This window comes from Pseudomonas xionganensis (assembly GCF_009763245.1).
Lineage (GTDB): Bacteria > Pseudomonadota > Gammaproteobacteria > Pseudomonadales > Pseudomonadaceae > Aquipseudomonas > Aquipseudomonas xionganensis.
In genome coordinates, this window is record NZ_WKJZ01000002.1 from 72193 (window position 1) to 95280 (window position 23088).

Sequence of the window (23088 nt, forward strand, 5' to 3'; positions counted from 1 at the left end):
TCGTTCGTGCTGGAGGGAATCTTGGCGAGGAAATATTTCGGGGCAGTTGCTGATAGATAAACTTTTGATTACAGAGGAACTTTTTAATTCTTTTAAATATAAGTGAAACAGCAGCCCATCGGCTCGTGATGCCGCCAGCGCAGAAGCGAGCGGAGCAGGAGGAAGGGCCGCTGTGAGGGTCAGCCTTGCTGGCGACGCAACTCGGCCAGGCGTGCAGCCAGGGCGTCCAGTTCGGCGCTCTGCCCTTGCGGCAGTTGGCGCAAGACCGCCCGGCTCAAGCGCATCTGACGGATAAAGCGGCGGCAGCGGTAACACATGGCCAGGTGCAGACGCACGGCCACTCGCTGGCGCAGGCTCAGATGAGCGTCCAGCAGGTCGCTGGACAGGGCCACCAGCTCCTTGCAACTCAGCATTGACCGGTCTCCTCGAAGTGCTCAAGGGTGGCGTACACCTTGAGTCGGGCGCGGTGCAGCAGCACCCGGACATTGGAGGCGGAAACCTGCAAAAGGTTACAGATCTCCTCCAGTTCAAGGCCTTCGCGCTCACGCAGGTGCAGCACACTGCCTTGCTGTGACGGCAGACTGGCCAGGGTCCTCTCCAGACACTGGCGCAGTTCATCCTCGGTCAGCAGTGCATCCGGGCTGTCGTGATGCCAGGCATGAGGAGCCAGCAGCCAGTGGCCTGACTCACTGAAACGCTCATCTCCGATGCTGCCATGGGGGGCCGGCAGATCATCCAGCAGCACTTCGCGGCGATTTTGCTTGAGACGATTTTTCGCGCTATTGGCAGTGATGGTGAGCAGCCAGGTCTTCAGGCTGGAACGCGCCTGGAAGGCATCCAGACCACGCACCACGGACAGCCAGGCGTCCTGCACCGCTTCATCGGCCTGACGACTGCCGACTATGGCAAATGCCACCGCACGCATCGCCCCCTGGTAGGTGGCGACCAGTTCGCGGAACGCCTTCTGCTCGCCCGCCCGCAGACGGGCGAGCAGGGCCTGGTCGGCAGGATAGTCCGTCACTTCTTGCGCAGGATCACACTGCCGATGGAGTAGCCGGCACCGAAGGAGCTCAGCACACCCAGCGCCCCGCTGGGCAGGTCGTCCTGATGCTTGTGCAGGGCGATCACCGAACCGGCCGAGCTGGTATTGGCGTAGCTGTCGAGAATTACCGGCGCTTCGCTCGGTTCGGCGTCACGCCCCAGCAGCTTGCGCGCAATCAGCAGGTTCATGTTGAGGTTGGCCTGGTGCAGCCAGAAGCGCTTGACGTCACCGACGTTCAGCTGGTTCTCCGCCAGGTGTGCGGCGATCAGCTCGGCCACCATGGGGCAGACATCCTTGAACACCTTGCGCCCTTCCTGCACGAACAGCTTGTCGCGGGCGCCGATGCCCTCTTCGGCACAGCGATTGAGGAAGCCGAAGTTGTTACGGATATTGTTGCTGAACTGGGTGATCAGCTTGGTGCCGACCACATCGAACTGATAGCTGGAGGTGGCCTGCTCGGCCCGTTCGATGATCACCGCAGTGGCAGCATCACCGAAGATGAAGTGGCTGTCGCGGTCCCGGAAATTCAGGTGCCCGGTGCAGATTTCCGGGTTGACCATCAGGATGGCGCGGGCCTGGCCGGTCTGAATCGCGTTGGTCGCGGCCTGGATGCCGAAGGTGGCCGAGGAACAGGCCACGTTCATGTCATAGCCCCAGCCCTGGATGCCCAGGGCCGCCTGCACTTCAATGGCCACCGCCGGGTAGGCGCGCTGCAGGTTGGAACAGGCGACTATCACCCCGTCGATATCGGCCACGGTCTTGCCGGCGCGCTCGAGTGCCTGCTTGGCCGCCGCCACGGACATCTCGCAGAGGATGCCCCACTCCTCGTTGCTGCGTTCCGGGATGCGCGGGGTCATGCGCCGCGGATCGAGGATGCCGGCCTTGTCGATGACGAAGCGGCTCTTGATACCCGAGGCCTTTTCGATAAAGGCACTGCTCGATTCGCTCAGGGCCTCGACCTCACCCCGGGCAATGGCTTCGGCATGCTCGGCGTTGAACAGCTGCACATAGGCGTTGAAGGACTCGACCAGCTCATCATTGGAAATGCTGTTGGCCGGGGTATAGAGGCCGGTACCACTGATCACGACTTTATGCACGGTGATTCCTCTTGTTCGCTGCCGCGTGCGGCGGCCAGGTATGCGTCAAGTCTCGACCCGCTGGGGCCGAGAACAAAATTAGGCTGACAGTAATGCCTCATTCCCTGAAACGTCCTGTAACTAGCCGCTGAGTTTGCCACAGGCGCGGGGCCTGCGTCCGCTCGGCTGATCAGCGTTTATGGCGTAAACAGGCGGCTATTTAGGCAAAGATGCGCACAGCGCGCAGCAGGACACACCGACGCGACAGTCCTGGGGGTTCACCCGTTCGGGCGATAGGCAATTGTCCGACAATCCATAGACTGCCGGCACCACCCCATAACAATAAAAGGTTCCGTCATGCGCCAGCTCCTGTTGTTGCTTGTGCTGAGTTTCTCCTCCCTGCTGCATGCCGCCGTCGGCGTGTTCCCCGACAGCACCTTCCAGAACCTCGACCATGGTCTGTACTGGTTCGGCTACGGCGACAGCTGGCAAAAGGCCGTGCCCGGCCAGAGCAATGCCTACTTCGCCAACAGCAAACCCACGGTTATCTATATCCACGGCTGGCAGAACGGCGCCACCCAGAGGAAGAATCGCGAAACCTTCAACCGCAAGGACGCCGGCGGCCCGGATCTGGATCTTGCCCATGCCTGGCTAGCGGCAGGCTACAACGTCGGCATCCTGTACTGGAACCAGTTCGCCGACGAAGGTGAAGTCAAGGACGCCGAAGCCAAGATCTGGACCGCCAGCGGCCCGCGTGCCATGCGCTGGCGCAACAGCAGCGGCGTCTACAGCAGCGGGCCGAACAAGTCCGCCGGCGATCTGCTGTTCGATCACTACAAGGCCAACATGGCCAGCTACACCGGCAGCAATATTCGCATCCTCGGCCACTCCCTGGGCAACCAGATGGCCATCGTCCTGACCAAGAAAATCAGCGATGCAGTCAGTGCCGGCACACTGCCCAGCCGCCTGCTGCCCAAGCGGGTGGCTTTGCTCGACCCCTTCTATTCCAATTACGCCAAGAGCTATCTGGGCAACAAATGGGTCGGCGAAGTGTGCCGGACCTATGTCAGCGAGCTGAAAACCAAGGGCGTGATCTTCGAAGCCTATCGCACCTCCTCGGTGACCAGCACGGTGTTCGTCGGCGATGCCAATACCGGCCTGATGAAGATGACCGCCTTCAGCGAGCTCAAACCCTGGTACTTCAACTCCGTGCAGCAGACCGAGAAGCACAATGCCGCCGTCTGGCACTACCTCTGGTCCTTCAGCTTCAACCCACCGCTGATTACCGGCACCACCAGCCAGGCGGCCTCGGCCAGGACCAGCGACAGTCGCATCAGCACCCTGATGAATGGCAGCAAGAAGCTGGTGCATGACCAGGGTGCCTATACCAAGGAACCTTCCGACGACAACTTCAAGAGCGTCAATCGCTAACCTCTGCACCACTGCAGCCAGGCAGCGGGACGCCTCAGGCGACGCAGCGCGACTTGACTATCCAGTCACAGCATGAAAAAACAGCAGGCCACCCTCCCGGTGTGGCCTGCTGTTTTTTTGGAACCCTGCCCATGGCCCTGCATACCTGGCTGCTGTATCTCATCGCGGTGATCGGCCTATCCCTCACCCCCGGCCCCAATGGCCTGCTGGCGCTCAGCCACGGGGCCATGCATGGCCATCGCAAAACCCTGTTCACCATAGCCGGTGGCGTGCTCGGCTTTACCCTGCTGATGGCCCTGTCCATGCTCGGCATTGGCACCCTGCTGCAAGCCTCGGCCGATATCCTGATCCTGCTCAAATGGCTGGGTGGCGCCTACCTGATCTGGCTCGGCGTCCAGCTCTGGCGCGCGCCGGCCCTGCATCTGCAGCTTGAGCGCCCGGCCACGTCCAGCCACAGCACGCAGCTCTTTAGCCAGGGCCTGCTGTCTGCCCTGTCCAATCCCAAGGTGATCCTGTTCTTCGCCGCCTTCCTGCCGCAATTTATCCGCCCCGGCAATCCGCTGTGGCTGCAGTTCTTGATCATGGCGGCCACTTTTGCCGTGGTTGAAGGCATGACGGAGTATCTGCTGGCGCGTATGGCCCAGCGTATTCGCCCCTGGCTGCAACGCAGCGGCAAGGCTTTCAACCGCACCTGCGGTGGGCTGTTTGCCCTGATGGGCGCGGCCCTGCCCATGACCCGCTAGATGCCCAGCCGCCTCGGACAACATCGCTATTGCCAGTTGCTCACCCTCGGGCTGCTGTTCGCGGCCCAGGCCAGCCTGGCCAATGACCGAGCACTGCGCTTTTCAGTAAACGACAGCTGGGCCATGCCCATGGTCAGAATCGAAGCAGGCCAGGCCGTCGGCGGCATTCTCTTCGACTTGCAGCAGCGCCTCGCGACCAAGGTCGGACGCCAGGCCAGGATGCTGGTGATGCCACGCCTGCGTGTGCAGCAGGCCCTGGAGAATGGCGATATCGACGTGCGCTGCTATGTCAGTCCCAACTGGCTGGGCAGCGGCCACCACCGCTATATCTGGAGCCTGCCCTTTATGACCCAGCGCGATCTTCTGGTCGGTCGCGAGAAAGGCACACTGAGACCCGAGCAGCTCAGGAACCAGCGCCTGGGCACCGTACTGGGTTTCACCTACCCCAGCCTGGAACCACTCTTTGCCGATGGCCGGCTACGCCGGGAAGACGCCCGCACCCAGGAGCAGGTGCTGCTCAAACTGCAAGCTGGCCGCTATCCCTACGCAGTCAGCAATGACCTCTCCCTGCACTGGTTCAACCGCCAGCACCCAACCAGCCCGCGCCTGCATGCCCTTGGCGAAATCAGCAGCGACCCCATCGCCTGCATCGTCCGCGATGCGCCGGACGTGCCCACCATGGCTCTGCTGCGGGCCATGGTGCAGATGAAGCAGGCCGGTGAGTTCGAAGCCATTCTCCGGGCCTATCGTTAAAGCTTGGCAAGGCCCTTGCCGCACCTCGACAGCGAGCAGCAGGAAAATGGGCACAGCACGGGGCCTGCTGCAGTGTTTTCTACCCGCAGCGGCCACACCGAAGTGACGGGTGCTGGCGCAAGAGGCTTCAAGGCTCCACGGCCAGAATATCGAAGCCGCCGCGGTTCTGACTGATGATGCGGAACTGCTGGCGACTGCCATCCTCGACCTTGACCGCCAGCTCACGGCGCAGACGCCCCTTGCCGCACAGGGTATCGTCCAGCGGGTCGATGCCAATGCCCAGCACCCGGGTACCTACCGGCACCTGAAAACTGGCCTGCTCGCCAACACCGATGCGTGCCGCCAACTGGCGATCCACCAGCACCGCTACATAGCAGCCACTGCCCATGCCGCCGAAGTCCCGGGTCACCTCGATCTGCCCGCCCCATTGCTGCACCTGCTGATACCCCAGCAGGCGATCTTCAGGTATGGGCTTTATATATTCAGCGTCAGGTTTCCAGGAAGAACAGCCAGCCAGCAACAGGGGGAGTACAGCAAGAATCAGACGCATAAAGGCCCTCCTTGGGCGCATGAGGTCAGCCGGATGAGGCCGATGTAGCGTTTCACAATCAGCCAGCGGGCTTCCGTCAGGCATTGATCCGGCGCAGCAAGCGCGCCTGCAACTGCTCCAGCAGCGAGGCTTCGGCCCGGGCACTGGCATGCAACTCCAACTTTTCACCGGCATAGCGCGGCACGATATGCATATGCAGATGAAACACGGTCTGCCCGGCCGGCGCACCGTTGAACTGCGCCACCTGTACACCAGCGGGTTCCAGCTCCTCAACCAGCACGCGAGCCAGACGCTGCACCACGGTCATGACCTTGGCCAGGCTATCGCTGTCCACATCGAGAATATTGCGCGCCGCAACCCGCTTGGGAATCACTAGGGTATGGCCATAGGACTGCGGAAACACATCGAGAAAGGCCAGCACATCCTCATCCTCATAAAGCTTGTAGCAGGGGGCCTGGCCACGAATGATCTGGGCGAAGATGTTCTGCGGATCGTAGTCGCCATGCAGGCTCATCAGGTCTCTCCTCGGGACAATGGAAAGCACGCACCATAGCGCCTTGGCGCGTAATAGTTAACTAGCGGGCAGATGCACAGCCCGGCCGCGAGAGGTATCTTCTGCCCACTATCGCCTCTACGGGATCACATCATGCTCTGTTCCATCCTGCGCCCCGCCGCACTCGGCTGTGCTCTGCTATTCAGCTTTACCAGCCAGGCCAAGGTCGAGGTCGAAGCTCTGCAGCATCAGAGCATGGGCCGCATCCTGGCCGCCAAGATCAGTGAGGACATCGCCCCTGGCGACTACGAGGCACTGCTCCGAGGCATTCGCGCCCATCCCGGCCACTACTCACGCAAGATTGTTCTGCTCGACAGCATCGGCGGCAGTGCCCCGGAAGCCATTCGCATGGGCCGCCTGCTGCGGGAAACCGGCTTCGATGCCGTGGTGCCTTCCACCGGCCTGTGCCAGGGCAGTTGCATCTATCTTCTGGCCGCCGGGCACAGAAGAACCGTCAACGGCCCGGTCGGCCTGCATCGTCCCCATCACCCCAGCGGCGAGTCCGCTCTGGCTCGCAGCCTGCATCGCCATGAGCGCTACAGTCCCGCGGCCTATTTTCGCGAGATGCAGGTATCCAGTCGGCTGGCCGAGGAGATGCAGCGCATCGAGCCCCATCGCATGAAGGTGCTGACAACCCAGGAGCTGGCCGGTTTTGGCCTCAGATAAGCCAGCCTGGCAGTGGCCAAAAATCAGTAATTCGTCAAAAGATGCACAGAGCATTCGCGCTTGGCGCGAAAAGCGGGTATGGTGATCCCACTGTGCTGCATGTGTCACCGCGAATCGCTACTTGATGCCTAGATTTCGATCCAAACATCGTCCGACTCCTAGTACTCGTTGCACTCAGTCCCGGCCTGGGCTTTTCCAGGGCTGTTATTACTTTTGTTAGGAGACATCACATGTCCAATCGTCAAACTGGCACCGTTAAGTGGTTCAACGATGAGAAAGGCTACGGCTTCATCACCCCGCAATCCGGTGACGACCTCTTCGTACACTTCAAAGCTATCCAGAGCGATGGCTTCAAGAGCCTGAAAGAAGGCCAGCAAGTGACTTTCGTGGCCACCCGTGGTCAGAAAGGCATGCAGGCTGAGGAAGTTCAGGTTGTATAACCTGCACTAACCTGGCTTGAGAAAAAGCCCCGCCTTGTGCGGGGTTTTTTTATGCCTGCATGAAAAGCAGACGCGACCATCTAAATAATCAAAAACTATCGAAACAATTCGCTCAAATTATTTAATTAATAATCGCCATCCAACTACGCTCAACCTCAGAGACAAACGCTGAGCTGAGGTGCGCCATGCTTAAGACCCTGACCTTCACCCTGATGCATTTCTGCATTGCCTTCGGGGTTACCTATGCACTGACCGGCAGCGTGGCCGCCAGCAGCCTGGTCGCAGCCATCGAGCCACTGTGCAACTCGGTGGGTTTCTACTTCCACGAGAAAATCTGGCAGCGCCTGGAAAAAGGCCCTCGCCCCAACGGCGAACGACCCGCCCACGCCTGGCTGCACCATCAGGCCTGACACCCCATGACGGCTGGCCACAATTAGGGCACTCTGACCGACACGCACTGTCTGATAAATGCCCAATGTCCTGCCTGTCTCAAGGGATCTGAAAATGTCGCTACCCAACCGCTTGCTCTGCCTGCTGTTTGGCATGCTCGCCAGCGCTCCATTGCTGGCAACGGATATCGATCCTGAGGATTACGACTACCCCCTGAGCAACCCCTTCGAGGCCACCCTGGTCAGCACGCCACCGGCGCTGCGCCCAGATCTGCCAGCTGACCGCGATATCCGCCAAGCCGATTACCAGATCAAACTGCGCCCGGAACGGGAGTTCGAGCTACCGGCGAACTTCTGGCCAGTGAAGAAAATGCGCTACCGCCTGGCCCAGCAGAGCGGCAAGGCACCACTGATCTTTATCATTGCCGGCACTGGCGCGCACTATGCCAGCAGCACCCCGGAGTACCTGAAGAAGCTGTTCTATGGCGCGGGCTACCACGTGGTACAGCTGTCCTCGCCCACCAGCTACGACTTTATGAGCGCCGCCTCGCGCTATGCCACTCCAGGCCTGAGCCGTGAAGATGCCGATGATCTGTACCGCGCCATGCAGGCCGTGCGCGCACAGCATCCGCGCCTACAAGTCAGCGAATACCACCTGACCGGCTACAGCCTTGGCGGCCTGAATGCGGCCTTTGTCAGTGAACTGGATGAAACCCGGCGCAGCTTCAATTTCAAGCGCGTGCTGCTGCTCAATCCACCCGTCAATCTCTATACCTCGGTCAGCAACCTGGACAAGCTGGTGCAGACCCGGGTCGAAGGTATCGACAACAGCACCACCTTTTATGAAGTGATCCTGGGCAAGCTGACCCGTTACTTCCAGGAAAAAGGCTATGTGGATATCAACGATGCCCTGCTCTACGACTTCCAGAAGTCCCGCGAGCAACTGAGCGACGAGCAGATGGCCATGTTGATCGGTGCGGTATTCCGCTTCTCCTCAGCCGACATTGCCTTTACCTCGGACCTTATCAACCGTCGCGGCCTGATTACCCCCATTGATGAGCCGATTCGTGAAGGCACCAGCCTGTCGCCGTTTTTCCGCGAGGCCCTAGAGTGCGATTTCGAGTGTTACCTGACCGAGCAGCTGATGCCGGTATGGCAGGCCCGTCATGGTGGCCAGACGCTGGAGCAGCTGATCGATGAAGTCAGCCTGTACGCCCTTGAGGACTATCTGCAAAGCAGCAACAAGCTGGGGGTAATGCACAACGCCGACGATATGATTCTGGGCTCCGGCGACCTGGGTTTCCTACGCCGCACCCTGGGCCCACGCCTGACGGTTTATCCCTACGGTGGTCACTGCGGCAACCTCAACTATCACGTCAACAGCGCCGCCATTCTGGAGTTTTTCCGTGGTTAAGTTCTGTCCGGTATTGATACTGGCTCTACTGCTCGGCAGCCCCCTGGCCCTGGCCCAGCATCAGGTCGAGGAGGATGGTTTCAAGCAGCCGCTCAAGCACCTGCAATTCAACCCGGCGCTGGATCAGCATGAGTTCGAGCGCTCCAGCCTTAGAGCACTGCGCGTACATGACCCTCTGGAAGGCTGGAATCGGCGGGTGTACCACTTCAACTACCGCTTCGATGAGTGGGTGTTCCTGCCTATAGTCGACGGCTACCGCACTATCACCCCCAATCTGCTGCAGAGCGGGGTGAGCAACTTCTTCAGCAACCTGGGCGATGTGCCCAACCTGCTCAACAGCCTGCTGCAGTTCAAGGGCAAGCGCTCGATGCAGACCACTGCCCGCCTGCTGCTCAACACCACCCTGGGCGTGGCCGGCCTGTGGGACCCGGCCACGCGCATGGGGTTGCCCAAGCAGAAGGAAGATTTCGGCCAGACCCTGGGCTTCTACGGTGTGCCGGCCGGCCCCTACCTGATGCTGCCGCTGCTGGGCCCCTCCAACCTGCGCGACACCGGCGGCCTGGTGGTGGACTTCAACCTCAGCAGCCAGGTGAACTGGCTGAATGTCGCCGAGGCCAGCCGCGAGCACCCCGCTATCACCCTGCTTGAGGTGGTTGATCAGCGCTCCACCGTCAACTTCCGCTACGGCCAGCTCAACTCGCCCTTCGAATACGAAAAGCTGCGCTACTTCTACCATGAGTCGCGCAACTTGCTGATAGCCGAGTAAGAGCGCCTTGACCCTGGGGCCGCCCCGGGGGTTTAGTCTGCAGGCAGCAACTACTTGTGGAGTCCCTATGCGCGTCTCGCAACTGGCCAAGGCCGCTGGTGTCAGCGCCGAAACCGTGCGCCATTACACCGACCTGGGCCTGCTCAGACCCAGCCGTGATCCCCATAACGGTTATCAACACTATCCAGCGCGGGATCTGCAACGCCTGCACTTTATCGCCCGGGCGCGGCGCCTGGGCTTTAGCCTCAGGGATTGCCAGCGCATCCTCGCCAGCGCCGATCAGGGTCAGGCACCCTGTGCGGATGTGCGGGAACTGATGCAAGGCAGGCTGAGCGAGCTCAAGGCCCATATCGAGGAGTGCACACGCCTGGCGGCGGTGATGGAAAAGGCCCTGGACAGCTGGGCAGACAAGGGCCAGTGCGCCCCCGACGGCCAGGCCATCTGCCGCCTGATCGAGGATTTCGAAGCCGAGGTTGAGCGCAGACCGGCCAGCCCCTGCCCGGCCCACTAGGCAGCGGGCACAGGCAGTCGACAAATTACCGCGCCGGGCTATCGACCTGGTCGATCACCAGCTGCTGCAGTTCCACCGTATCGCTGGCCAGCGGCTGGCTGCGACCGATCCACTCCCCTGCCGTGGCGTTGCCGGCACGAGATACCCGCGCCACCAACTCCACCTGCTCGAAGGCCGAGAGTTTGAGCTGCGGCATCATCGCATCGCTGTCGGACAGGCTGACCTGGGCCGGCAGATCCGCCACACGCAGGCGCTTGACCGCCAATGGCATGGGCGGCCCGGATACGGCACGGGCAAAGACAAACACGCTGTCATCGGCCTGAACCTGGCCCTGCAGCTCAGGGTTCAATTGCACCCTGACTTGCAGCGTATGGACAGTGTCCTCAGTCACTGCTTCCGGTGTTTCGGCCTGCCCCAGTTCCTGCCGGGCCCGGGCGATACCACCCTCGATGGCCTGACGCGAGGGGTCGCCGGCGGGCAGCACGGCAACCAGGCGCTGCCAGTAATCCACGGCCGCCTGGTAGCGCCCCTCCTCATAGGCAGCGATGCCCAGCAGACCGAGGGTGGTAACTTCTTCGGGGTCAGCCTGCAACACCTCCTCGGTCAACCCCTGGAGCTGTTCGCTCCACTGCTTGTTGCCGGCGAAATACAGGGCCTGGGCCCACTGGCCGAGCAGTTCCGGCGCGCGCCCGGCGATGCCGATGGCGCGCTCGAAGGCTTGCGCCGCATCGCCAGCCCGGTCCTGGGCCATATAGGTGCGACCGAGGAAATACCAGCCTTCGGCAGACTCGGGGTTGCTCTCGAGATTGGCTTCCAGACGCGCGGTCATTTCCTCGATGCTCTGCGGCTGATTGGCGAAATTGCGCGCCCGCTCCAGCTCATCGATGGCCCCCCAGTGCATATAGAGGAAATAGCCCAGCACCGGCATCAGCAAGGCGGCGGCAAAGGGGATCTTGCTGCCCAGCACGCCACGCTTGCGCTGCGCTTCGGCGCCTTCGGTGTCGGCCAGCAGTTCGCGGGCGGCCTCGTCACGGCCCCGCTGCAACTGGGCGTCATCCAGGGCGCCGCTGGCATGTTGGGTCTGCAACTCCTGCAGGCGTTCCTGATAGAGGGTAACGTTCAATGCGGTACGGTCTTCCTCGGCCTGGACGCCACGCCCACGCACCACGGGAAGCAGGAGAAACGCCAGAGCGGTCAGCAGCAGCAGACCGGCGCACAACCAGAATTCGATCATCAGTCTTTGTTATCCACGGACGTTTGCTTGAGCAGCGCCGTAAGGCGTTGCTGTTCATCGGCTGACAGGCCACTGGCCGCGCTAGCTGACTGGCCGCGACGGCGCAGCACGATGACCCCGAGCAGGACAAAGCCGATCCCGAGAAAAACCGCCGGGCCGTACCAGAGCAGCAGGGTGCGCGCCGTCACCGGCGGCTTGTAGAGGACAAAGTCGCCATAGCGGCTGACCAGAAATTCGACGATCTGCTCGTTGCTCTGGCCTTCCTCCAGCATGCGGAAGATCTGCTCACGCAGGTCCATGGCAATCGGCGCATCGGAGTCGGCGATATTCTGGTTCTGGCACTTGGGGCAGCGCAGCTCTTCCACCAGGCTGCGATAACGTTGACGCTCGGCCTCGCTGGCGAACTCGTAGGTGTCGATGGCCGCCTGGCTGCTGGCAACCAGCGCCAGGCTCAGCAGTGCGGCACTGATCCAGGTCTTCATGGCGTAGCCTCGTCGACCAGGGACTGATAGATGGGCGCCAGCTGCTCACGCCAGATGCGCTCATCGATGGTGCCGACGAACTTGTGGCGAATGATGCCCTGGGCGTCGATAAAGAAGGTCTCCGGGGCGCCGTACACGCCCAGATCCAGGCCCAGGGTGCCCTTGGCATCTTCGATATTCAGCTGATAGGGATCGTGCAATTCGCGCAGCCACTTCTGCGCCGCGCCGCGCTCGTCCTTGTAATTGACCCCATGAATCAGCACACCACGCTCGGCCAGTTGATTGAGCACCGGATGCTCATGGCGACAGGACGGGCACCAGGTGGCCCAGACGTTGACCAGAGCCGGCCGGCCCTTGAGATCGGCCTCGCTGAGGGTCCGCTCGGGGTCATCCAGAGCCGGTAGGGAGAACGCTGGAAACGGTTTGCCGATCAGCGCCGAGGGCAGCTCCGAAGGGTCCATAAACAGGCCACGGTAGAGAAACACCGCCACCCCGAGAAACACCGCCAAAGGCAGCAACAGGATCAATCGTTTCATGCCTGAGCCTCCGCCAGCCCCAGGGCTTCACGCACCCGGGTACGCACCTTGAGCCGATAACGCCGATCCATCGCTGCCAGGAAACCACCCAGGCCCATGAGCAAGGCACCGAACCAGATCCAGCGCACGAACGGCTTGATATGCACACGCACCGCCCAGGCCCCGTCTTCCAGGGGTTCACCCAGGGCGACAAACAGGTCGCGAGTGATCCCGGCATCGATGCCGGCTTCGGTCATCACGGTCTGCTGCACGGTATACAGACGCTTCTCCGGGTGCAGCACGGCAATCTGCCGCTCACCCTGGAGCACCCGCACCGTGCCCTTGTCGGAGCTGAAGTTGGGCCCGTCGAAATGCACCGCGCCCTCGAAGACAAAGCGATAGCCGCCGATCTCCACCGAGTCGCCCTTATCCATGCGCATATCGCGCTCGAAGCTGCCCACGCTGGTCAGCACCACGCCCACCGCGCAGATGGCCATACCCAGGTGCGCTATCTGCATGCCCCAGTAGCTGCGGGTCAGGCTCGGCAGGCCGCGCAGCAGGCCCTTGTGCCGGGTCTTCTCGCGGATATCGCGCACACCGGCGAGCACCACCCACAGGGCCAGCAAACAGACGCCCAGCACCGCCCAGCTGAAGTCGCCATGCACGAAGGTCAGGATCACGGCCAGCACCACGGTCGCGATCAGCACCGGGGTGAGCATGCCCAGCAGCCAGTTCAGCGGGGTGTCCTTCCAGCGCACTAGCACGCCCACCGCCATCATCGCCATCAGCAGGCCCATCAGCGGCACGAACAGGGCATCGAAGTAAGGTGGCCCCACCGACAGTTTGGCTCCGGTCAGGGCATCCAGCACCAGCGGGTAGAGGGTGCCGAGCAGAATCATCGCTGCCGACACCACCAGAATGATGTTGTTGATCAGCAGCAAGGTCTCCCGCGACCACAGGGCAAAGCCCACCTGGCTCTTGACCACCGGAGCGCGGATGGCAAACAGCGCCAGGGAGCTGCCCACCACCAGCAACAGGAAGGCCAGGATAAACACCCCGCGCTCAGGGTCGCTGGCGAAGGCATGCACCGAGGTCAGCACCCCGGAACGAACCAGGAAGGTGCCGAGCAGACTCAGGGAGAAGGCCGCGATGGCCAGCAGCACGGTCCAGCTCTTGAACACGCCGCGCTTCTCGGTCACGGCCAGGGAGTGAATCAGCGCCGTGCCCACCAGCCAGGGCATAAAGGAGGCGTTCTCCACCGGGTCCCAGAACCACCAGCCACCCCAACCCAGCTCGTAATAGGCCCACCAGGAGCCCAGGGCGATGCCGATGCCGAGAAAGGCCCAGGCCACCAGGGTCCAGGGCCGCGACCAGCGCGCCCAGGCCGCATCCAGCTTGCCGCCGAGCAGCGCGGCAATGGCGAAGGCGAAGGCCACGGAGAAACCGACATAGCCCATGTAGAGCATCGGCGGATGGATGATCAGACCGAAGTCCTGCAGCAGAGGATTGAGGTCGCGACCATCGGCCGGTGCGTTGAAAATCAGCCGCTCAAAGGGGTTGGAGGTGACGATCAGAAACAGCAGAAAACCAATGCTGATAATGCCCATCACCGCCAGCACCCGGGCCAGCATCTCTTCCGGCAGCTGGCGCGAGAAGATCGCCACGGCAAAGGTCCAGCCGGCCAGGATCAGGGCCCAAAGCAGCAGCGAGCCTTCGTGGGCACCCCACACCGCGCTGAACTTGTAGTACCAGGGCAGTGCGGTATTGGAGTTGTTGGCCACATAGGCGACCGAGAAGTCGTCGACCATAAAGGCGTAGGTTAGGCAGGCAAAGGAAAACAGCAGGAAGGCGAACTGACCCCAGGCTGCGGGCTGGGCCAGGCTCATCCACTGCCGATCACCGCGCCAGGCACCAATCATCGGCAGCGTGGCCTGCACCAGGCTCATGCACAGTGCCAGGATCATGGCCAGATGGCCGAGCTCGGGGATCATTGCCCGCCCTCCTGCTGATAGGCCTGTTTGCCGGCGGTGGCGGCATCGTGCTGCTGCTTCATGCCGCTTTGCTCCAGGGCCTGCATCACCTCTGGCGGCATATAGTTCTCATCATGCTTGGCCAGCACCTCGTCGGCGATCAGCACGCCCTGCGCATTGAGCTTGCCCATGGCGACAATGCCCTGCCCTTCGCGGAACAGGTCCGGGAGGATGCCGCTGTAGCGGATGGTCACATTGGCGGCGCCATCGGTGACCACGAAGTCGGTATCCAGCGAGTCACTGGCGCGCTTGACCGAGCCCTCGGCCACCAGGCCGCCGGCACGGATGCGGGTATCCTGAGGCGCTTCGCCGGCGGCGATCTGGGCGGGCGAATAGAACAGGTTGATATTCTGCTGCAGGGCGCTGAGGGCCAACGCCACGGCGATGCCGACACCGGCCAGCAGGGCCATCAGGGCATATAGACGTTTCTTGCGCACAGGGTTCACTTCGACTCCTCCCGGCGCATACGGCGCGCCTCGTCTTGCAGATAACGGCGACGTGCCAGTAGCGGCAGTGCCACATTCAAACCGATGATCGCCAGGCTGACGCCATAGGAGGCCCAGACATAAGGCCCATGGGTACCCATGGCGATAAATTCGGCAAAGGATGCAAAACTCATAAGCCCTTCTCCACCTGCATGCGCACCTCAGCCTTCACCCAACTGGCGCGGGCCTCACGCTTGAGCACTTCCAGGCGCATGCGCAACAGCAGCACAGCGCCGAAGAAACAGTAGAAGCCGAGCACCATCAGCAGCAACGGCATCCACATCTCGAACGGCATGGCCGGTTTGGCCACCACGCTGAAGGTGGCCGGTTGGTGCAGGGTGTTCCACCAGTCCACCGAGTACTTGATGATCGGGATGTTCACCACCCCGACCAGGGCCAGCACGGCGCAGGCCTTGGCCGCGCTGTCGCGGTTGGTGATGGCCTGGCCCAGGGCGATCACACCGAAATACAGAAACAGCAGAATCAGCATCGAGGTCAGACGCGCATCCCACACCCAGTAGGTGCCCCAGGTCGGCTTGCCCCAGATGGCGCCGGTGAGCAGGGCAATCACGGTCATCCAGGCGCCGATGGGCGCGGCCTGCTGCAGGGCCACATCGGCCAGCTTCATCTTCCACACCAGCCCGACCAGCCCGGCAATCGCAAGCATCACGTACACCGACTGGGCGAGAAACGCCGCCGGCACATGGATATAGATGATGCGAAAGCTGTTGCCCTGCTGGTAGTCCGGCGGCGCAAAGGCCAGTCCCCAGGCCAGCCCCACGGCCATCAACAGCACGGCGGCGACACTGAGCCAGGGCAGCCAGCGGCCGCTCATCTCATAGAACCACTTGGGCGAGCCCCATTTGTGAAACCATGTCCAATTCATCAGGCTACTCGTTCTACTCCAGGATGCTGCACGTTCTCTGCAACATGCTCCCGGCGGGTTTATCTATCACTCACCAACGCTGATCTTCAGACCCGCGGCGATGGCAAAGGGTGTCAGGGTCACCGCCAGGGCGGTGAGGCTGGCCAACCACAACAGGTGACCAAGGGTTGGCAATCCTTGCAGGCTGGCCTGCAGCGCGCCGCTGCCGAGAATCAGCACCGGGATATACAGCGGCAGGATCAGCAAGGCCAATAGCAGGCCACCACGCTTCAGCCCCACGGTCAGGGCCGCACCGACGGCGCCAAGCAGGCTGAGCACCGGGGTACCGAGCAACAAGGAGAACAGCAGCACCGGCAGGCAGCGCCCCGGCAAGCCGAGCATCAGCGCCAGCAGCGGTGCCAGCAGTACCAGCGCCAGCCCCGAGAACAGCCAGTGTGCCAGCACCTTGGCCAGCACCAGAAGAGGCAGGGGGTGCGGCGAAAGGACCCACTGCTCCAGGGAGCCGTCCTCGAAATCACTGCGAAACAGCCCGTCCAGCGAGAGCAGCACGGCCAACAGGGCCGCCACCCACACCAGGCCCGGCGAAAGGCTTTGTAACAACTGGGTCTGCGGGCCCACCGCCAAGGGGAACAGGGCGATCACGATGGCGAAGAACACCAGCGGGTTGGCCAGCTCGGCCGGACGGCGGAACAGCAGGCGGGTTTCCCGGGCCAGCAGCAGGCTAAAGACATTGCTCATAGGCTGCGCTGCCCCAGATCAAGTTCGCGGTAGCCGTCGGGTTTGAGCGCCAGGCTGTGGTGAGTGGTCAGCACCACCAGCCCGCCCTGACGGCAATGCTCGGCCAGATGGGCTTCCAGTTGGGCCACGGCGGCCTTGTCCAGGGCAGTAAAGGGTTCGTCGAGAATCCATAGCGGCGGCGCCGGCAGATACAGACGCGCCAGGCCGACACGGCGCTGCTGACCGGCCGACAGGGTATGGCAGGGCACATCCTCGAAACCGCGCAAACCGACCGCCTCCAGGGCTTGCCAGATAGCCGCGCGTTCGGCGGGTTGATGCAGGGCGCAGAGCCAGGCCAGGTTCTCTTCGGCAGTGAGCAGGCCCTTGATCCCGGCTGCATGGCCCAGCCACAGCAGATTGCGGCTCACCTCGGCACGCTGTTCACTCAGGGTTCGGCCCTGCCAGCGTATTTCCCCGGCAGTCGGCTGCATCAGCCCGGCCAGCAGACGCAGCAGACTGGTCTTGCCGCTGCCATTGGGGCCGGACACCTGCAGCATCTGACCGGCCTCCAGACGCAGGTCAAGGCGCTCGAACAGCATGCGCCAATCCCGCTCACAGGCGAGCGCCACGGCTTCAAGAAGAGGACTGCTCAAGACATAAGTACCGGGGTCGATGGAGTTTCCGGCATAAGCCGCATTCACCAGGCCGAAGCAGAACCGCAAGGCGCTTCAAGTCGACGAGGTCTTGGCCGCTATACTGACGCGAGTACAGTGCGCAGCCGGTTGAGACGGGGCGCGATTATACATGCCAGGCCCGCCCTCCCGCAGCGAGCATTTTCAACAGGTTGTAACCCGCCCATGAGCGAAATCAGCGGCACCCGCCCCCTGCCAGCCGTCGCCCCCAGCAGCAGAGCCCCAGCCGCCGCGACCGAGCTGGCGCTCAAGCTGCTGCAGCCCATGCAGGGGCTACTGGCCAGTGGCGAGAGTGCCAAGGCCGAGGTCATTGCCCTCAAGGAGATGGCTCAGAGTTTCCAACTGGTGCTCAAACTGACCCTGGAAAACGGCCGGCAGACCACCCTGCAGGCCGAAAGCCCGCGCCCCCTGGCCCAGGGCACCGCCCTGGCGGTTACCGCGCTGTCACAGAGCCAACTGGCCGTTGCCCTGACCGGTAGCAGCGAAAAGCTCTTGAGCAGCCTGGACCTGAACACGCTACCTCAGGGCACCCTGCTCCAGGGCAAGGTGATCAGCCGCGAGCCGCTGCCCATGCCACAGCAGGGCGCACAGGTGCTGTACAAGGTGGTCCTGAGCCTGCTCAATACGCCTCTGGCCGGCAGCAAGCTGGCCCTGGAAACCCCCCTTGCCCTGCCGGTCGGCAGCCTGCTCAGCGCCCAGGTACAGGGCAGCCAGTCACTTAGTTTCCTCCCCCTGAGCAGCCGCCTGGATCAGCTGGTATTGAGCCAGCAACTGGGCACTCAGCATGAACGCCAGGGCTCGCTACAGACCCTGTTTACCGCCCTGCAGGGCCTGCATACTCAGGCCGGCGCTGGCAATGAAGGGGTGCGCGGCGCCATTGACAAGCTCTTTGCCGCCCTGCCGGACAGCGCCCAGCTGAGCACGGCCAAGGGCGTCAGCCAGGCCCTGGAGAACAGTGGCCTGCTGCTGGAAAGCAAACTGCTGGCAGGCCAGAGCAGCGCCCTTGGCCAAGACCTGAAAGCCAATCTGCTGCGCCTGATTACCCAGCTTTTGCCCCTGACACCCGGCGCCTCGCCCCTGGCCGCAGCCAATGCCGGCAATGCCCTGGCGCTGGCCCTGCCGGCCCTGGCGCGCAATCTGCTCGGCGGTCTGGAGCAACAGAACAGTCGCCTGCAGGCACTGAAATTCCCTCTCCCCTCGCGCCTGTTGCAGAACATGGAAGGCGAAGCCGATCTGGAGACGCTGCTGAAACTGGCTGCCGCCGCCCTGTCACGCCTGCAGACCCATCAGCTGTCCAGCCTGGCGCAGAGCCAGGTCGGCCCGGATGGCAACCTGCTGACCACCTGGCAACTGGAGCTGCCCATGCGCAATCAGCAGGAACTGGTGCCGCTGCAGCTGAAAATCCAACGCGATGAAGCGCAGAGCAAGGCCAAAGAGGAAAAGAAGGAAACCCTGTGGAAGGTCGAACTGGCCTTCGATCTCGACCCACTGGGCCCACTCCAGGTACAGGCCCAGCTGGCTCACGGCCGATTGTCCAGTCAGCTCTGGGCCGAACGTGCCAGCACCGCCAGCCTGATCGAAGCCGAACTGGACAATCTGCGCCAGCGCCTGAATGCCGCTGGCCTGCAGGTTGGCGAGCTGGCCTGTAATCAGGGCATTCCGCCCCAGGGGCCGCGCACGACCCTGGAGCAGCGCTGGGTGGATGAAACCGCATGAGCAAACACAGCCCGAAGCAGGCCATTGCCCTCAACTACGATGGCCAGAACGCGCCCACCCTCACCGCCAAGGGGGATGACGAACTGGCCGAAGCGATCCTGGCCATCGCCCGCGAATACGAAGTGCCGATCTACGAGAATGCCGAGCTGGTTGGTCTGCTGGCGCGCCTGGAACTGGGGGAGGCAATTCCCGAACAGCTGTACCGCTGCATTGCGGAAATCATCGCCTTTGCCTGGTACCTGAAGGGCAAGCGCCCGGCGGGCAGCGAGCAGGAACGGGATATCAGCCCCGGACAGATCCTTCTCGGTGGCCCCCAGGGCTGATCAGGAACGCAGGCGCTTGGCCTGCTGCATCTTGCTGACCAGCTCGGCCTCGGCCTGGCTAAGGCCACAGGACTGGGTCAGATCATCGACGGTGGCGCCCATACCCGCCAGACGTGCGGCCTGGGTAAAGGACAGGCTGCCGGGATCACGCTGCTCGATCTGGTTGAGTTTGTCTGGCAGCGGCGCCACCACCCGGCGCAGCTCGTGCAATTCCTCACCCATCTGGATGCTACCGGTCAGGTAGGCATCCAAACGCTTTCCGAGCTCCTTGATGCGCCGATCCCGCACCGCATCACGCTCGGCCTGCAGCTGCTGGGCATGGCGTTGCTGCATGGCCAGCCAGACACAGGTCGCCACCAGCCCCATGCAGATCAGCGCCAACACCAGCAGCAGCCATTCGAGCATGATTTAGATGCTCTCCAGCTCAGACCACTCTTCTTCACTCATCAGCTTGTCCAGCTCAACCAGAATCAGCAGCTCGCCGTTCTTGTTGCACACGCCCTGGATAAACTTGGCCGACTCGTCGTTACCGACATTCGGTGCGGTTTCCACCTCGGACTGACGCAGGTAGACCACCTCGGCGACGCTATCGACCAGAATGCCGACCACTTGCTTGTCCGCCTCGATGATGACGATACGCGAGTTGTCCGTCACCTCGCAGGAATCCAGGCCAAAGCGCTGGCGGGTATCAATCACGGTCACCACATTGCCACGCAGGTTGATGATGCCCAGCACATAACTCGGCGCACCAGGAACCGGGGCGATCTCGCTGTAACGCAAGACTTCCTGCACCTGCATCACATTGATGCCATAGGTTTCGTTATCCAGGCGGAAGGTCACCCACTGCAGAATCGGATCGTCAGAACCCTGTGCAGAACTTTTATTCATATCCCTAGCCTCGTCATAAACCGCTCGGGGCGGCGAACGCGGGTGTTAGCCCCGCTCTGGTTACTATAGTTGCCCCCAGCCGGCCGTTGAAAACTACCTGCGCGGGCAAGCCTGCGTTAAGCACGACCTGTTACAGGCCGGATAGCATGGTTAATGCACCCGCCCCATCTGCATACGACGGGCCGCGCCACTGGCGATCAACTCCGCCAGGGCCGCCACATCGAGCAGAGCACACATGTGCTCGATGACCGTACCGGCCAACCAGGGTCGTTGAGTCCTGTGGCTGCGCCATTTGACCTCGGCCGGATCCAGACGTATGGAGCGGCTGACCTGATGCACCGCCAGCCCCCACTCATACCCTTCGACGGAAATCACATACTGCAGCCCATCGCGAAAATCGTCACGGTAGCGATCAGGCATCACCCAACGCGCGGTATCCAGCACCTTCAGGTTGCCGGCCTGGCACGGCAGTATGCCGAGAAACCAGTCCGGCTGGCCAAATAATGGCGTCAGCTCCTGGCCACTCAAGGGGTAGATGCTGCCCAGGCACACCAGCGGCACCGCCAGGGTCAGGCCCGCCACATCAAACAGCAGGCACTCGAACGGCTCCTCGGCCCAGGCGGGACGTCCTTCAGTTGCGGGCTTGGCCTGTACGGGAGGGGTTGGCGCCAGCTCCACCTCAGGTTCGGCCGGCGTCGGAACCAACGCCACCGGCTCAACCACAGACGCTACCTCGGGCAGCGGCTGGGGCATGCTCAGAGTCGTCAGCGTCAGGGGGCGCACCTCGGCTTCGGCCAGAGGGCGGGCAATCGGCGGGCTGGCGGCACGCAGTGGCCGGGAGTCGCGCACCTGCTCTTCCAGCACAGCCGCCTCGAACTCATCCAGGCTGATGCTTTCGGCCAATTCGCTCGCAGCCTCCTGCAGCAGGCCGTCCAGATAGGACTGCAAAGCCTGTTGCGAACGTGTGGCAATAACCGGGGAACGACTCATGAATACAACCCGCTAGAACACTCTGTACAGACTATCGGCCACTCAAGCTGCAGACTTGAGCGATTATCTTGAGCATAGACCCTCATCTCAGGCTACCTGGGCCGCGGCCTGTTGCGCCAGCAGATGTTTGAGCAGCGCACGATAGGCAATCACCCCGCGGCTGTTGTTGTCGAACTGCGATGGCGTCAAGCCGGCTCGGCTGGCATCACGCAGACGCGTGTCCACTGGAATATAAGCCTGCCACAGGTGTTCGGGATAAGTATTGCGCAGGACCCGCAAGGTGCTCATCGAGGCCTGGGTACGGCGATCGAACAGGGTCGGCACGATGGTATAGGGCAGGGCCTGCTGACGCGAACGGTTGATCATCGCCAGGGTACTGACCATGCGCTCCAGCCCCTTGACCGCGAGAAACTCGGTCTGCACAGGAATCACCAACTGCTGGCTGGCCGCCAGGGCATTAACCATCAGCACCCCGAGCAGCGGCGGGCTGTCGATCACCGCATGGTCGAACTCCTGCCACAGCTGCGCCAGGCTCTTGGCCACCACCAGGCCCAGGCCGCTCTGCCCGGGCGACTGGCGCTCCAGGGTGGCCAGCGCGGTGCTGGAGGGCAGCAGCGAGATACGCTCATGACTGGTGGGTAACAGCAACTGCTGCGGCAGGCCACGGGGCACGCTGCCCTGATGCTGAAACAGATCGAAATTGCTGTGTTCCAGGCTGTCGGGGTCATGCCCGAAGTAACTGGTCATGGACCCATGGGGATCGAGGTCGACCACCACCACCCGCTTGCCGGCGTCGGCCAACAGGCCGGCCAAGGCAATGGATGTGGTGGTCTTGCCGACGCCACCTTTCTGATTCGCTACTGCCCAGACTCTCATTCTCTTTATCCTCCCGGCGGCATAACGACAACCGAGATCAGGTGCTCGCCTAAGGGGCGGGCGACGGGGGATTGACGGCGCCCGCGGGCGGGGCCTGTACTGGCTGCTCTGGTGCAGATTGCGTGCCAGCCCGCTGCAGGGCTGCATCCGGGCGCGCATTGCCACTGCCCACGCCGCTGACGCTGCGGCGCACATCGAGGTTGCGCGACACCACCAGCACCACCCGCCGATTGCGCCCCCGCCCCTCAGCCGTGGCATTGTCCGCCACCGGTTGAAATTCACCATAGCCCACCGCGGCCATACGCCCAGGATTGACCCCATCCATGGCCAGCATGCGCACGATGCTGGCCGCCCTGGCTGCCGACAATTCCCAGTTGGTCGGGAACTGCGCGGTCTGGATCGGCTGGTTGTCGGTAAAGCCCTCAACGTGAATGGGGTTCTCATAGGGCGCCAGAATTTTGGCAACCTTCTCGATAATCTCGAACGCCGCATTGTTTGGCAGCGCCTCGCCACTGGAGAACAGCAGACTGGAACTCAGTTCGATCTCGATCCACAACTCGTTGCCGCTGACCTTCAGCTGACTGCTCTGGATCAGATCGCCAAAAGCCTCACGCACACTGCTGGCGATGCTCTCCAGAGAGTCCATCGGAGCCTGGGGAGCACCATCCTCGGGCAGCACCAGCTCCGCCTCACTGGTACGCGGCCGCTCCTCCCCCACTGGAATCGGCTTGATCGAGCGATCAGGCTGATTGAACACTCCTGTCAGGCTCTGCGAGAGGATCTTGTACTTGCCCTCGTTCAGCGAGGAGATCGAGTACATGACCACGAAAAAGGCGAACAACAGAGTGATGAAGTCGGCATAGGACACCAGCCAGCGCTCATGGTTTTCATGCTCTTCGTGATGACGCCTGCGGGGCATG

The 23088-nt window shown here is 62.4% G+C and carries 30 protein-coding genes; 11 read left to right on the forward strand and 19 right to left on the reverse strand.

Translation table 11 applies throughout. The features are described 5' to 3' along the window. Positions 1 to 179: 179 nt before the first annotated feature. Genes GJV18_RS12875 through GJV18_RS12885 form a run of 3 tightly spaced genes read right to left on the reverse strand, consistent with a single transcriptional unit; the run spans position 180 to position 2139 of the window. Entirely contained in the window at positions 180 to 413 is a 234-nt protein-coding gene (locus GJV18_RS12875) for an anti-sigma factor family protein (protein ID WP_160346225.1), read from the reverse strand. Next, complete coding sequence (locus tag GJV18_RS12880) at positions 407 to 1021, reverse strand: RNA polymerase sigma factor (RefSeq protein WP_160346227.1); 615 nt, start codon at positions 1019 to 1021, stop codon at positions 407 to 409. The genes GJV18_RS12875 and GJV18_RS12880 overlap by 7 nt, the downstream gene beginning before the upstream one ends. Then, the gene (locus GJV18_RS12885; RefSeq protein WP_160346229.1) at positions 1018 to 2139 is read right to left on the reverse strand and encodes a beta-ketoacyl-ACP synthase III; all 1122 of its coding nucleotides are present in this window, start codon (positions 2137 to 2139) and stop codon (positions 1018 to 1020) included. The genes GJV18_RS12880 and GJV18_RS12885 overlap by 4 nt, the downstream gene beginning before the upstream one ends. A 336-nt stretch (positions 2140 to 2475) precedes the next feature. On the opposite strand from GJV18_RS12885, the gene GJV18_RS12890 reads away from it, so the two are divergent. The 3 genes from GJV18_RS12890 (at position 2476) to GJV18_RS12900 (ending at position 5045) form a co-directional block, all read left to right on the forward strand. Continuing rightward, positions 2476 to 3549, forward strand: coding sequence for a hypothetical protein (locus tag GJV18_RS12890; RefSeq protein WP_160346231.1), 1074 nt, complete (start codon positions 2476 to 2478; stop codon positions 3547 to 3549). Between the two features lie 131 nt (positions 3550 to 3680). After that, complete coding sequence (locus GJV18_RS12895) at positions 3681 to 4292, forward strand: LysE family translocator (RefSeq protein ID WP_160346233.1); 612 nt, start codon at positions 3681 to 3683, stop codon at positions 4290 to 4292. Continuing rightward, positions 4293 to 5045, forward strand: coding sequence for a substrate-binding periplasmic protein (locus GJV18_RS12900; RefSeq protein WP_160346235.1), 753 nt, complete (start codon positions 4293 to 4295; stop codon positions 5043 to 5045). Positions 5046 to 5172: 127 nt separating this feature from the next. On the opposite strand, the gene GJV18_RS12905 is transcribed toward GJV18_RS12900, so the two are convergent. Both GJV18_RS12905 and GJV18_RS12910 read right to left on the reverse strand, forming a co-directional pair. Then, entirely contained in the window at positions 5173 to 5595 is a 423-nt protein-coding gene (locus tag GJV18_RS12905) for a 3-isopropylmalate dehydratase (RefSeq protein WP_160346237.1), read from the reverse strand. Between the two features lie 76 nt (positions 5596 to 5671). Beyond that, positions 5672 to 6109 (reverse strand): HIT family protein, encoded by a 438-nt coding sequence (locus GJV18_RS12910; RefSeq protein ID WP_160346239.1) that lies wholly within the window; start codon positions 6107 to 6109, stop codon positions 5672 to 5674. A 132-nt stretch (positions 6110 to 6241) separates the two neighbouring features. Between GJV18_RS12910 and GJV18_RS12915 the strand changes: the two genes are divergently transcribed. The 6 genes from GJV18_RS12915 to GJV18_RS12940 all read left to right on the forward strand — a co-directional run bounded on the left by GJV18_RS12915 (position 6242) and on the right by GJV18_RS12940 (position 10334). Continuing rightward, positions 6242 to 6814, forward strand: a complete 573-nt coding sequence (locus GJV18_RS12915) for a COG3904 family protein (RefSeq protein ID WP_160346241.1) — start codon at positions 6242 to 6244, stop codon at positions 6812 to 6814. A 230-nt stretch (positions 6815 to 7044) separates the two neighbouring features. Then, a complete protein-coding gene (locus tag GJV18_RS12920; protein ID WP_004423761.1) occupies positions 7045 to 7254 on the forward strand; it encodes a cold-shock protein in 210 nt (69 codons plus the stop codon). 185 nt (positions 7255 to 7439) lie between these two features. After that, positions 7440 to 7664 (forward strand): DUF2061 domain-containing protein, encoded by a 225-nt coding sequence (locus GJV18_RS12925; protein ID WP_160346243.1) that lies wholly within the window; start codon positions 7440 to 7442, stop codon positions 7662 to 7664. Positions 7665 to 7758: 94 nt separating this feature from the next. Continuing rightward, positions 7759 to 9057 (forward strand): alpha/beta fold hydrolase family protein, encoded by a 1299-nt coding sequence (locus tag GJV18_RS12930; RefSeq protein ID WP_160346244.1) that lies wholly within the window; start codon positions 7759 to 7761, stop codon positions 9055 to 9057. Between the two features lie 13 nt (positions 9058 to 9070). Beyond that, positions 9071 to 9823, forward strand: coding sequence for an MlaA family lipoprotein (locus GJV18_RS12935; RefSeq protein ID WP_218572121.1), 753 nt, complete (start codon positions 9071 to 9073; stop codon positions 9821 to 9823). Positions 9824 to 9890: 67 nt separating this feature from the next. Beyond that, positions 9891 to 10334: a MerR family transcriptional regulator gene (locus tag GJV18_RS12940; protein WP_160346248.1), complete on the forward strand. Its 444-nt coding sequence runs from the start codon at positions 9891 to 9893 to the stop codon at positions 10332 to 10334. Positions 10335 to 10359: 25 nt separating this feature from the next. Here GJV18_RS12940 and ccmI read toward each other — a convergent pair whose 3' ends face one another. From ccmI to ccmA, 9 genes are all read right to left on the reverse strand, one after another. Next, positions 10360 to 11568 (reverse strand): c-type cytochrome biogenesis protein CcmI, encoded by a 1209-nt coding sequence (gene ccmI, locus GJV18_RS12945; RefSeq protein WP_160346249.1) that lies wholly within the window; start codon positions 11566 to 11568, stop codon positions 10360 to 10362. Then, positions 11568 to 12050, reverse strand: a complete 483-nt coding sequence (locus GJV18_RS12950; RefSeq protein ID WP_160346251.1) for a cytochrome c-type biogenesis protein — start codon at positions 12048 to 12050, stop codon at positions 11568 to 11570. Before GJV18_RS12950 ends, ccmI begins: the two co-directional genes overlap by 1 nt. Beyond that, positions 12047 to 12586: a DsbE family thiol:disulfide interchange protein gene (locus GJV18_RS12955; RefSeq protein WP_160346254.1), complete on the reverse strand. Its 540-nt coding sequence runs from the start codon at positions 12584 to 12586 to the stop codon at positions 12047 to 12049. The genes GJV18_RS12950 and GJV18_RS12955 overlap by 4 nt, the downstream gene beginning before the upstream one ends. After that, a complete protein-coding gene (locus tag GJV18_RS12960) occupies positions 12583 to 14556 on the reverse strand; it encodes a heme lyase CcmF/NrfE family subunit (protein WP_160346255.1) in 1974 nt (657 codons plus the stop codon). The genes GJV18_RS12955 and GJV18_RS12960 overlap by 4 nt, the downstream gene beginning before the upstream one ends. After that, positions 14553 to 15041 carry a cytochrome c maturation protein CcmE gene (gene ccmE / locus GJV18_RS12965; RefSeq protein ID WP_160346258.1) on the reverse strand — a complete coding sequence of 163 codons (489 nt, stop codon included), beginning with the start codon at positions 15039 to 15041 and terminating at the stop codon, positions 14553 to 14555. The genes GJV18_RS12960 and ccmE overlap by 4 nt, the downstream gene beginning before the upstream one ends. Beyond that, positions 15038 to 15214 carry a heme exporter protein CcmD gene (ccmD, locus tag GJV18_RS12970; RefSeq protein ID WP_160346259.1) on the reverse strand — a complete coding sequence of 59 codons (177 nt, stop codon included), beginning with the start codon at positions 15212 to 15214 and terminating at the stop codon, positions 15038 to 15040. Before ccmD ends, ccmE begins: the two co-directional genes overlap by 4 nt. Next, the gene (locus GJV18_RS12975) at positions 15211 to 15969 is read right to left on the reverse strand and encodes a heme ABC transporter permease (protein WP_178113460.1); all 759 of its coding nucleotides are present in this window, start codon (positions 15967 to 15969) and stop codon (positions 15211 to 15213) included. The genes ccmD and GJV18_RS12975 overlap by 4 nt, the downstream gene beginning before the upstream one ends. Positions 15970 to 16032: 63 nt before the next feature. Beyond that, positions 16033 to 16704, reverse strand: a complete 672-nt coding sequence (gene ccmB / locus GJV18_RS12980; RefSeq protein WP_160346263.1) for a heme exporter protein CcmB — start codon at positions 16702 to 16704, stop codon at positions 16033 to 16035. Further along, on the reverse strand, positions 16701 to 17336 hold the full coding sequence (gene ccmA, locus GJV18_RS12985) for a cytochrome c biogenesis heme-transporting ATPase CcmA (RefSeq protein ID WP_160346265.1): 636 nt from the start codon (positions 17334 to 17336) through the stop codon (positions 16701 to 16703). Before ccmA ends, ccmB begins: the two co-directional genes overlap by 4 nt. 204 nt (positions 17337 to 17540) lie before the next feature. Between ccmA and fliK the strand changes: the two genes are divergently transcribed. Beyond that, complete coding sequence (gene fliK / locus GJV18_RS12990) at positions 17541 to 19091, forward strand: flagellar hook-length control protein FliK (RefSeq protein ID WP_160346267.1); 1551 nt, start codon at positions 17541 to 17543, stop codon at positions 19089 to 19091. Beyond that, positions 19088 to 19414, forward strand: coding sequence for an EscU/YscU/HrcU family type III secretion system export apparatus switch protein (locus GJV18_RS12995; RefSeq protein WP_160346269.1), 327 nt, complete (start codon positions 19088 to 19090; stop codon positions 19412 to 19414). Before fliK ends, GJV18_RS12995 begins: the two co-directional genes overlap by 4 nt. Here GJV18_RS12995 and GJV18_RS13000 read toward each other — a convergent pair whose 3' ends face one another. The 5 genes from GJV18_RS13000 to motD all read right to left on the reverse strand — a co-directional run bounded on the left by GJV18_RS13000 (position 19415) and on the right by motD (position 23087). After that, entirely contained in the window at positions 19415 to 19819 is a 405-nt protein-coding gene (locus GJV18_RS13000) for a DUF2802 domain-containing protein (protein WP_160346271.1), read from the reverse strand. A 3-nt stretch (positions 19820 to 19822) separates the two neighbouring features. Then, a complete protein-coding gene (locus GJV18_RS13005) occupies positions 19823 to 20302 on the reverse strand; it encodes a chemotaxis protein CheW (protein WP_160346273.1) in 480 nt (159 codons plus the stop codon). A gap of 150 nt (positions 20303 to 20452) precedes the next feature. Continuing rightward, complete coding sequence (locus GJV18_RS13010) at positions 20453 to 21292, reverse strand: CheW domain-containing protein (protein ID WP_160346275.1); 840 nt, start codon at positions 21290 to 21292, stop codon at positions 20453 to 20455. 87 nt (positions 21293 to 21379) lie between these two features. Continuing rightward, positions 21380 to 22168, reverse strand: coding sequence for a ParA family protein (locus GJV18_RS13015; RefSeq protein WP_160346277.1), 789 nt, complete (start codon positions 22166 to 22168; stop codon positions 21380 to 21382). Positions 22169 to 22217: 49 nt separating this feature from the next. Further along, positions 22218 to 23087, reverse strand: coding sequence for a flagellar motor protein MotD (gene motD / locus GJV18_RS13020; RefSeq protein WP_160346279.1), 870 nt, complete (start codon positions 23085 to 23087; stop codon positions 22218 to 22220). Position 23088 lies beyond the last annotated feature (1 nt).

Excerpts from the sequence above, each read along its gene's own strand:
- ccmB (WP_160346263.1), bottom strand. The coding sequence starts at position 16,704 with ATGAGCAATGTCTTTAGCCTGCTGCTGGCCCGGGAAACCCGCCTGCTG.
- GJV18_RS12920 (WP_004423761.1), top strand. The coding sequence starts at position 7,045 with ATGTCCAATCGTCAAACTGGCACCGTTAAGTGGTTCAACGATGAGAAA.
- GJV18_RS12950 (WP_160346251.1), bottom strand. The coding sequence starts at position 12,050 with ATGAAGACCTGGATCAGTGCCGCACTGCTGAGCCTGGCGCTGGTTGCC.
- GJV18_RS13010 (WP_160346275.1), bottom strand. The coding sequence starts at position 21,292 with ATGAGTCGTTCCCCGGTTATTGCCACACGTTCGCAACAGGCTTTGCAG.
- GJV18_RS12940 (WP_160346248.1), top strand. The coding sequence starts at position 9,891 with ATGCGCGTCTCGCAACTGGCCAAGGCCGCTGGTGTCAGCGCCGAAACC.
- GJV18_RS12930 (WP_160346244.1), top strand. The coding sequence starts at position 7,759 with ATGTCGCTACCCAACCGCTTGCTCTGCCTGCTGTTTGGCATGCTCGCC.
- GJV18_RS12960 (WP_160346255.1), bottom strand. The coding sequence starts at position 14,556 with ATGATCCCCGAGCTCGGCCATCTGGCCATGATCCTGGCACTGTGCATG.
- GJV18_RS12915 (WP_160346241.1), top strand. The coding sequence starts at position 6,242 with ATGCTCTGTTCCATCCTGCGCCCCGCCGCACTCGGCTGTGCTCTGCTA.
- GJV18_RS12875 (WP_160346225.1), bottom strand. The coding sequence starts at position 413 with ATGCTGAGTTGCAAGGAGCTGGTGGCCCTGTCCAGCGACCTGCTGGAC.
- GJV18_RS12995 (WP_160346269.1), top strand. The coding sequence starts at position 19,088 with ATGAGCAAACACAGCCCGAAGCAGGCCATTGCCCTCAACTACGATGGC.
- motD (WP_160346279.1), bottom strand. The coding sequence starts at position 23,087 with ATGCCCCGCAGGCGTCATCACGAAGAGCATGAAAACCATGAGCGCTGG.
- GJV18_RS13000 (WP_160346271.1), bottom strand. The coding sequence starts at position 19,819 with ATGCTCGAATGGCTGCTGCTGGTGTTGGCGCTGATCTGCATGGGGCTG.
- GJV18_RS12905 (WP_160346237.1), bottom strand. The coding sequence starts at position 5,595 with ATGCGTCTGATTCTTGCTGTACTCCCCCTGTTGCTGGCTGGCTGTTCT.
- GJV18_RS12900 (WP_160346235.1), top strand. The coding sequence starts at position 4,293 with ATGCCCAGCCGCCTCGGACAACATCGCTATTGCCAGTTGCTCACCCTC.
- ccmI (WP_160346249.1), bottom strand. The coding sequence starts at position 11,568 with ATGATCGAATTCTGGTTGTGCGCCGGTCTGCTGCTGCTGACCGCTCTG.
- GJV18_RS12925 (WP_160346243.1), top strand. The coding sequence starts at position 7,440 with ATGCTTAAGACCCTGACCTTCACCCTGATGCATTTCTGCATTGCCTTC.
- GJV18_RS12895 (WP_160346233.1), top strand. The coding sequence starts at position 3,681 with ATGGCCCTGCATACCTGGCTGCTGTATCTCATCGCGGTGATCGGCCTA.
- ccmD (WP_160346259.1), bottom strand. The coding sequence starts at position 15,214 with ATGAGTTTTGCATCCTTTGCCGAATTTATCGCCATGGGTACCCATGGG.
- GJV18_RS13005 (WP_160346273.1), bottom strand. The coding sequence starts at position 20,302 with ATGAATAAAAGTTCTGCACAGGGTTCTGACGATCCGATTCTGCAGTGG.
- fliK (WP_160346267.1), top strand. The coding sequence starts at position 17,541 with ATGAGCGAAATCAGCGGCACCCGCCCCCTGCCAGCCGTCGCCCCCAGC.
- GJV18_RS12910 (WP_160346239.1), bottom strand. The coding sequence starts at position 6,109 with ATGAGCCTGCATGGCGACTACGATCCGCAGAACATCTTCGCCCAGATC.
- GJV18_RS12955 (WP_160346254.1), bottom strand. The coding sequence starts at position 12,586 with ATGAAACGATTGATCCTGTTGCTGCCTTTGGCGGTGTTTCTCGGGGTG.
- GJV18_RS12890 (WP_160346231.1), top strand. The coding sequence starts at position 2,476 with ATGCGCCAGCTCCTGTTGTTGCTTGTGCTGAGTTTCTCCTCCCTGCTG.
- GJV18_RS13015 (WP_160346277.1), bottom strand. The coding sequence starts at position 22,168 with ATGAGAGTCTGGGCAGTAGCGAATCAGAAAGGTGGCGTCGGCAAGACC.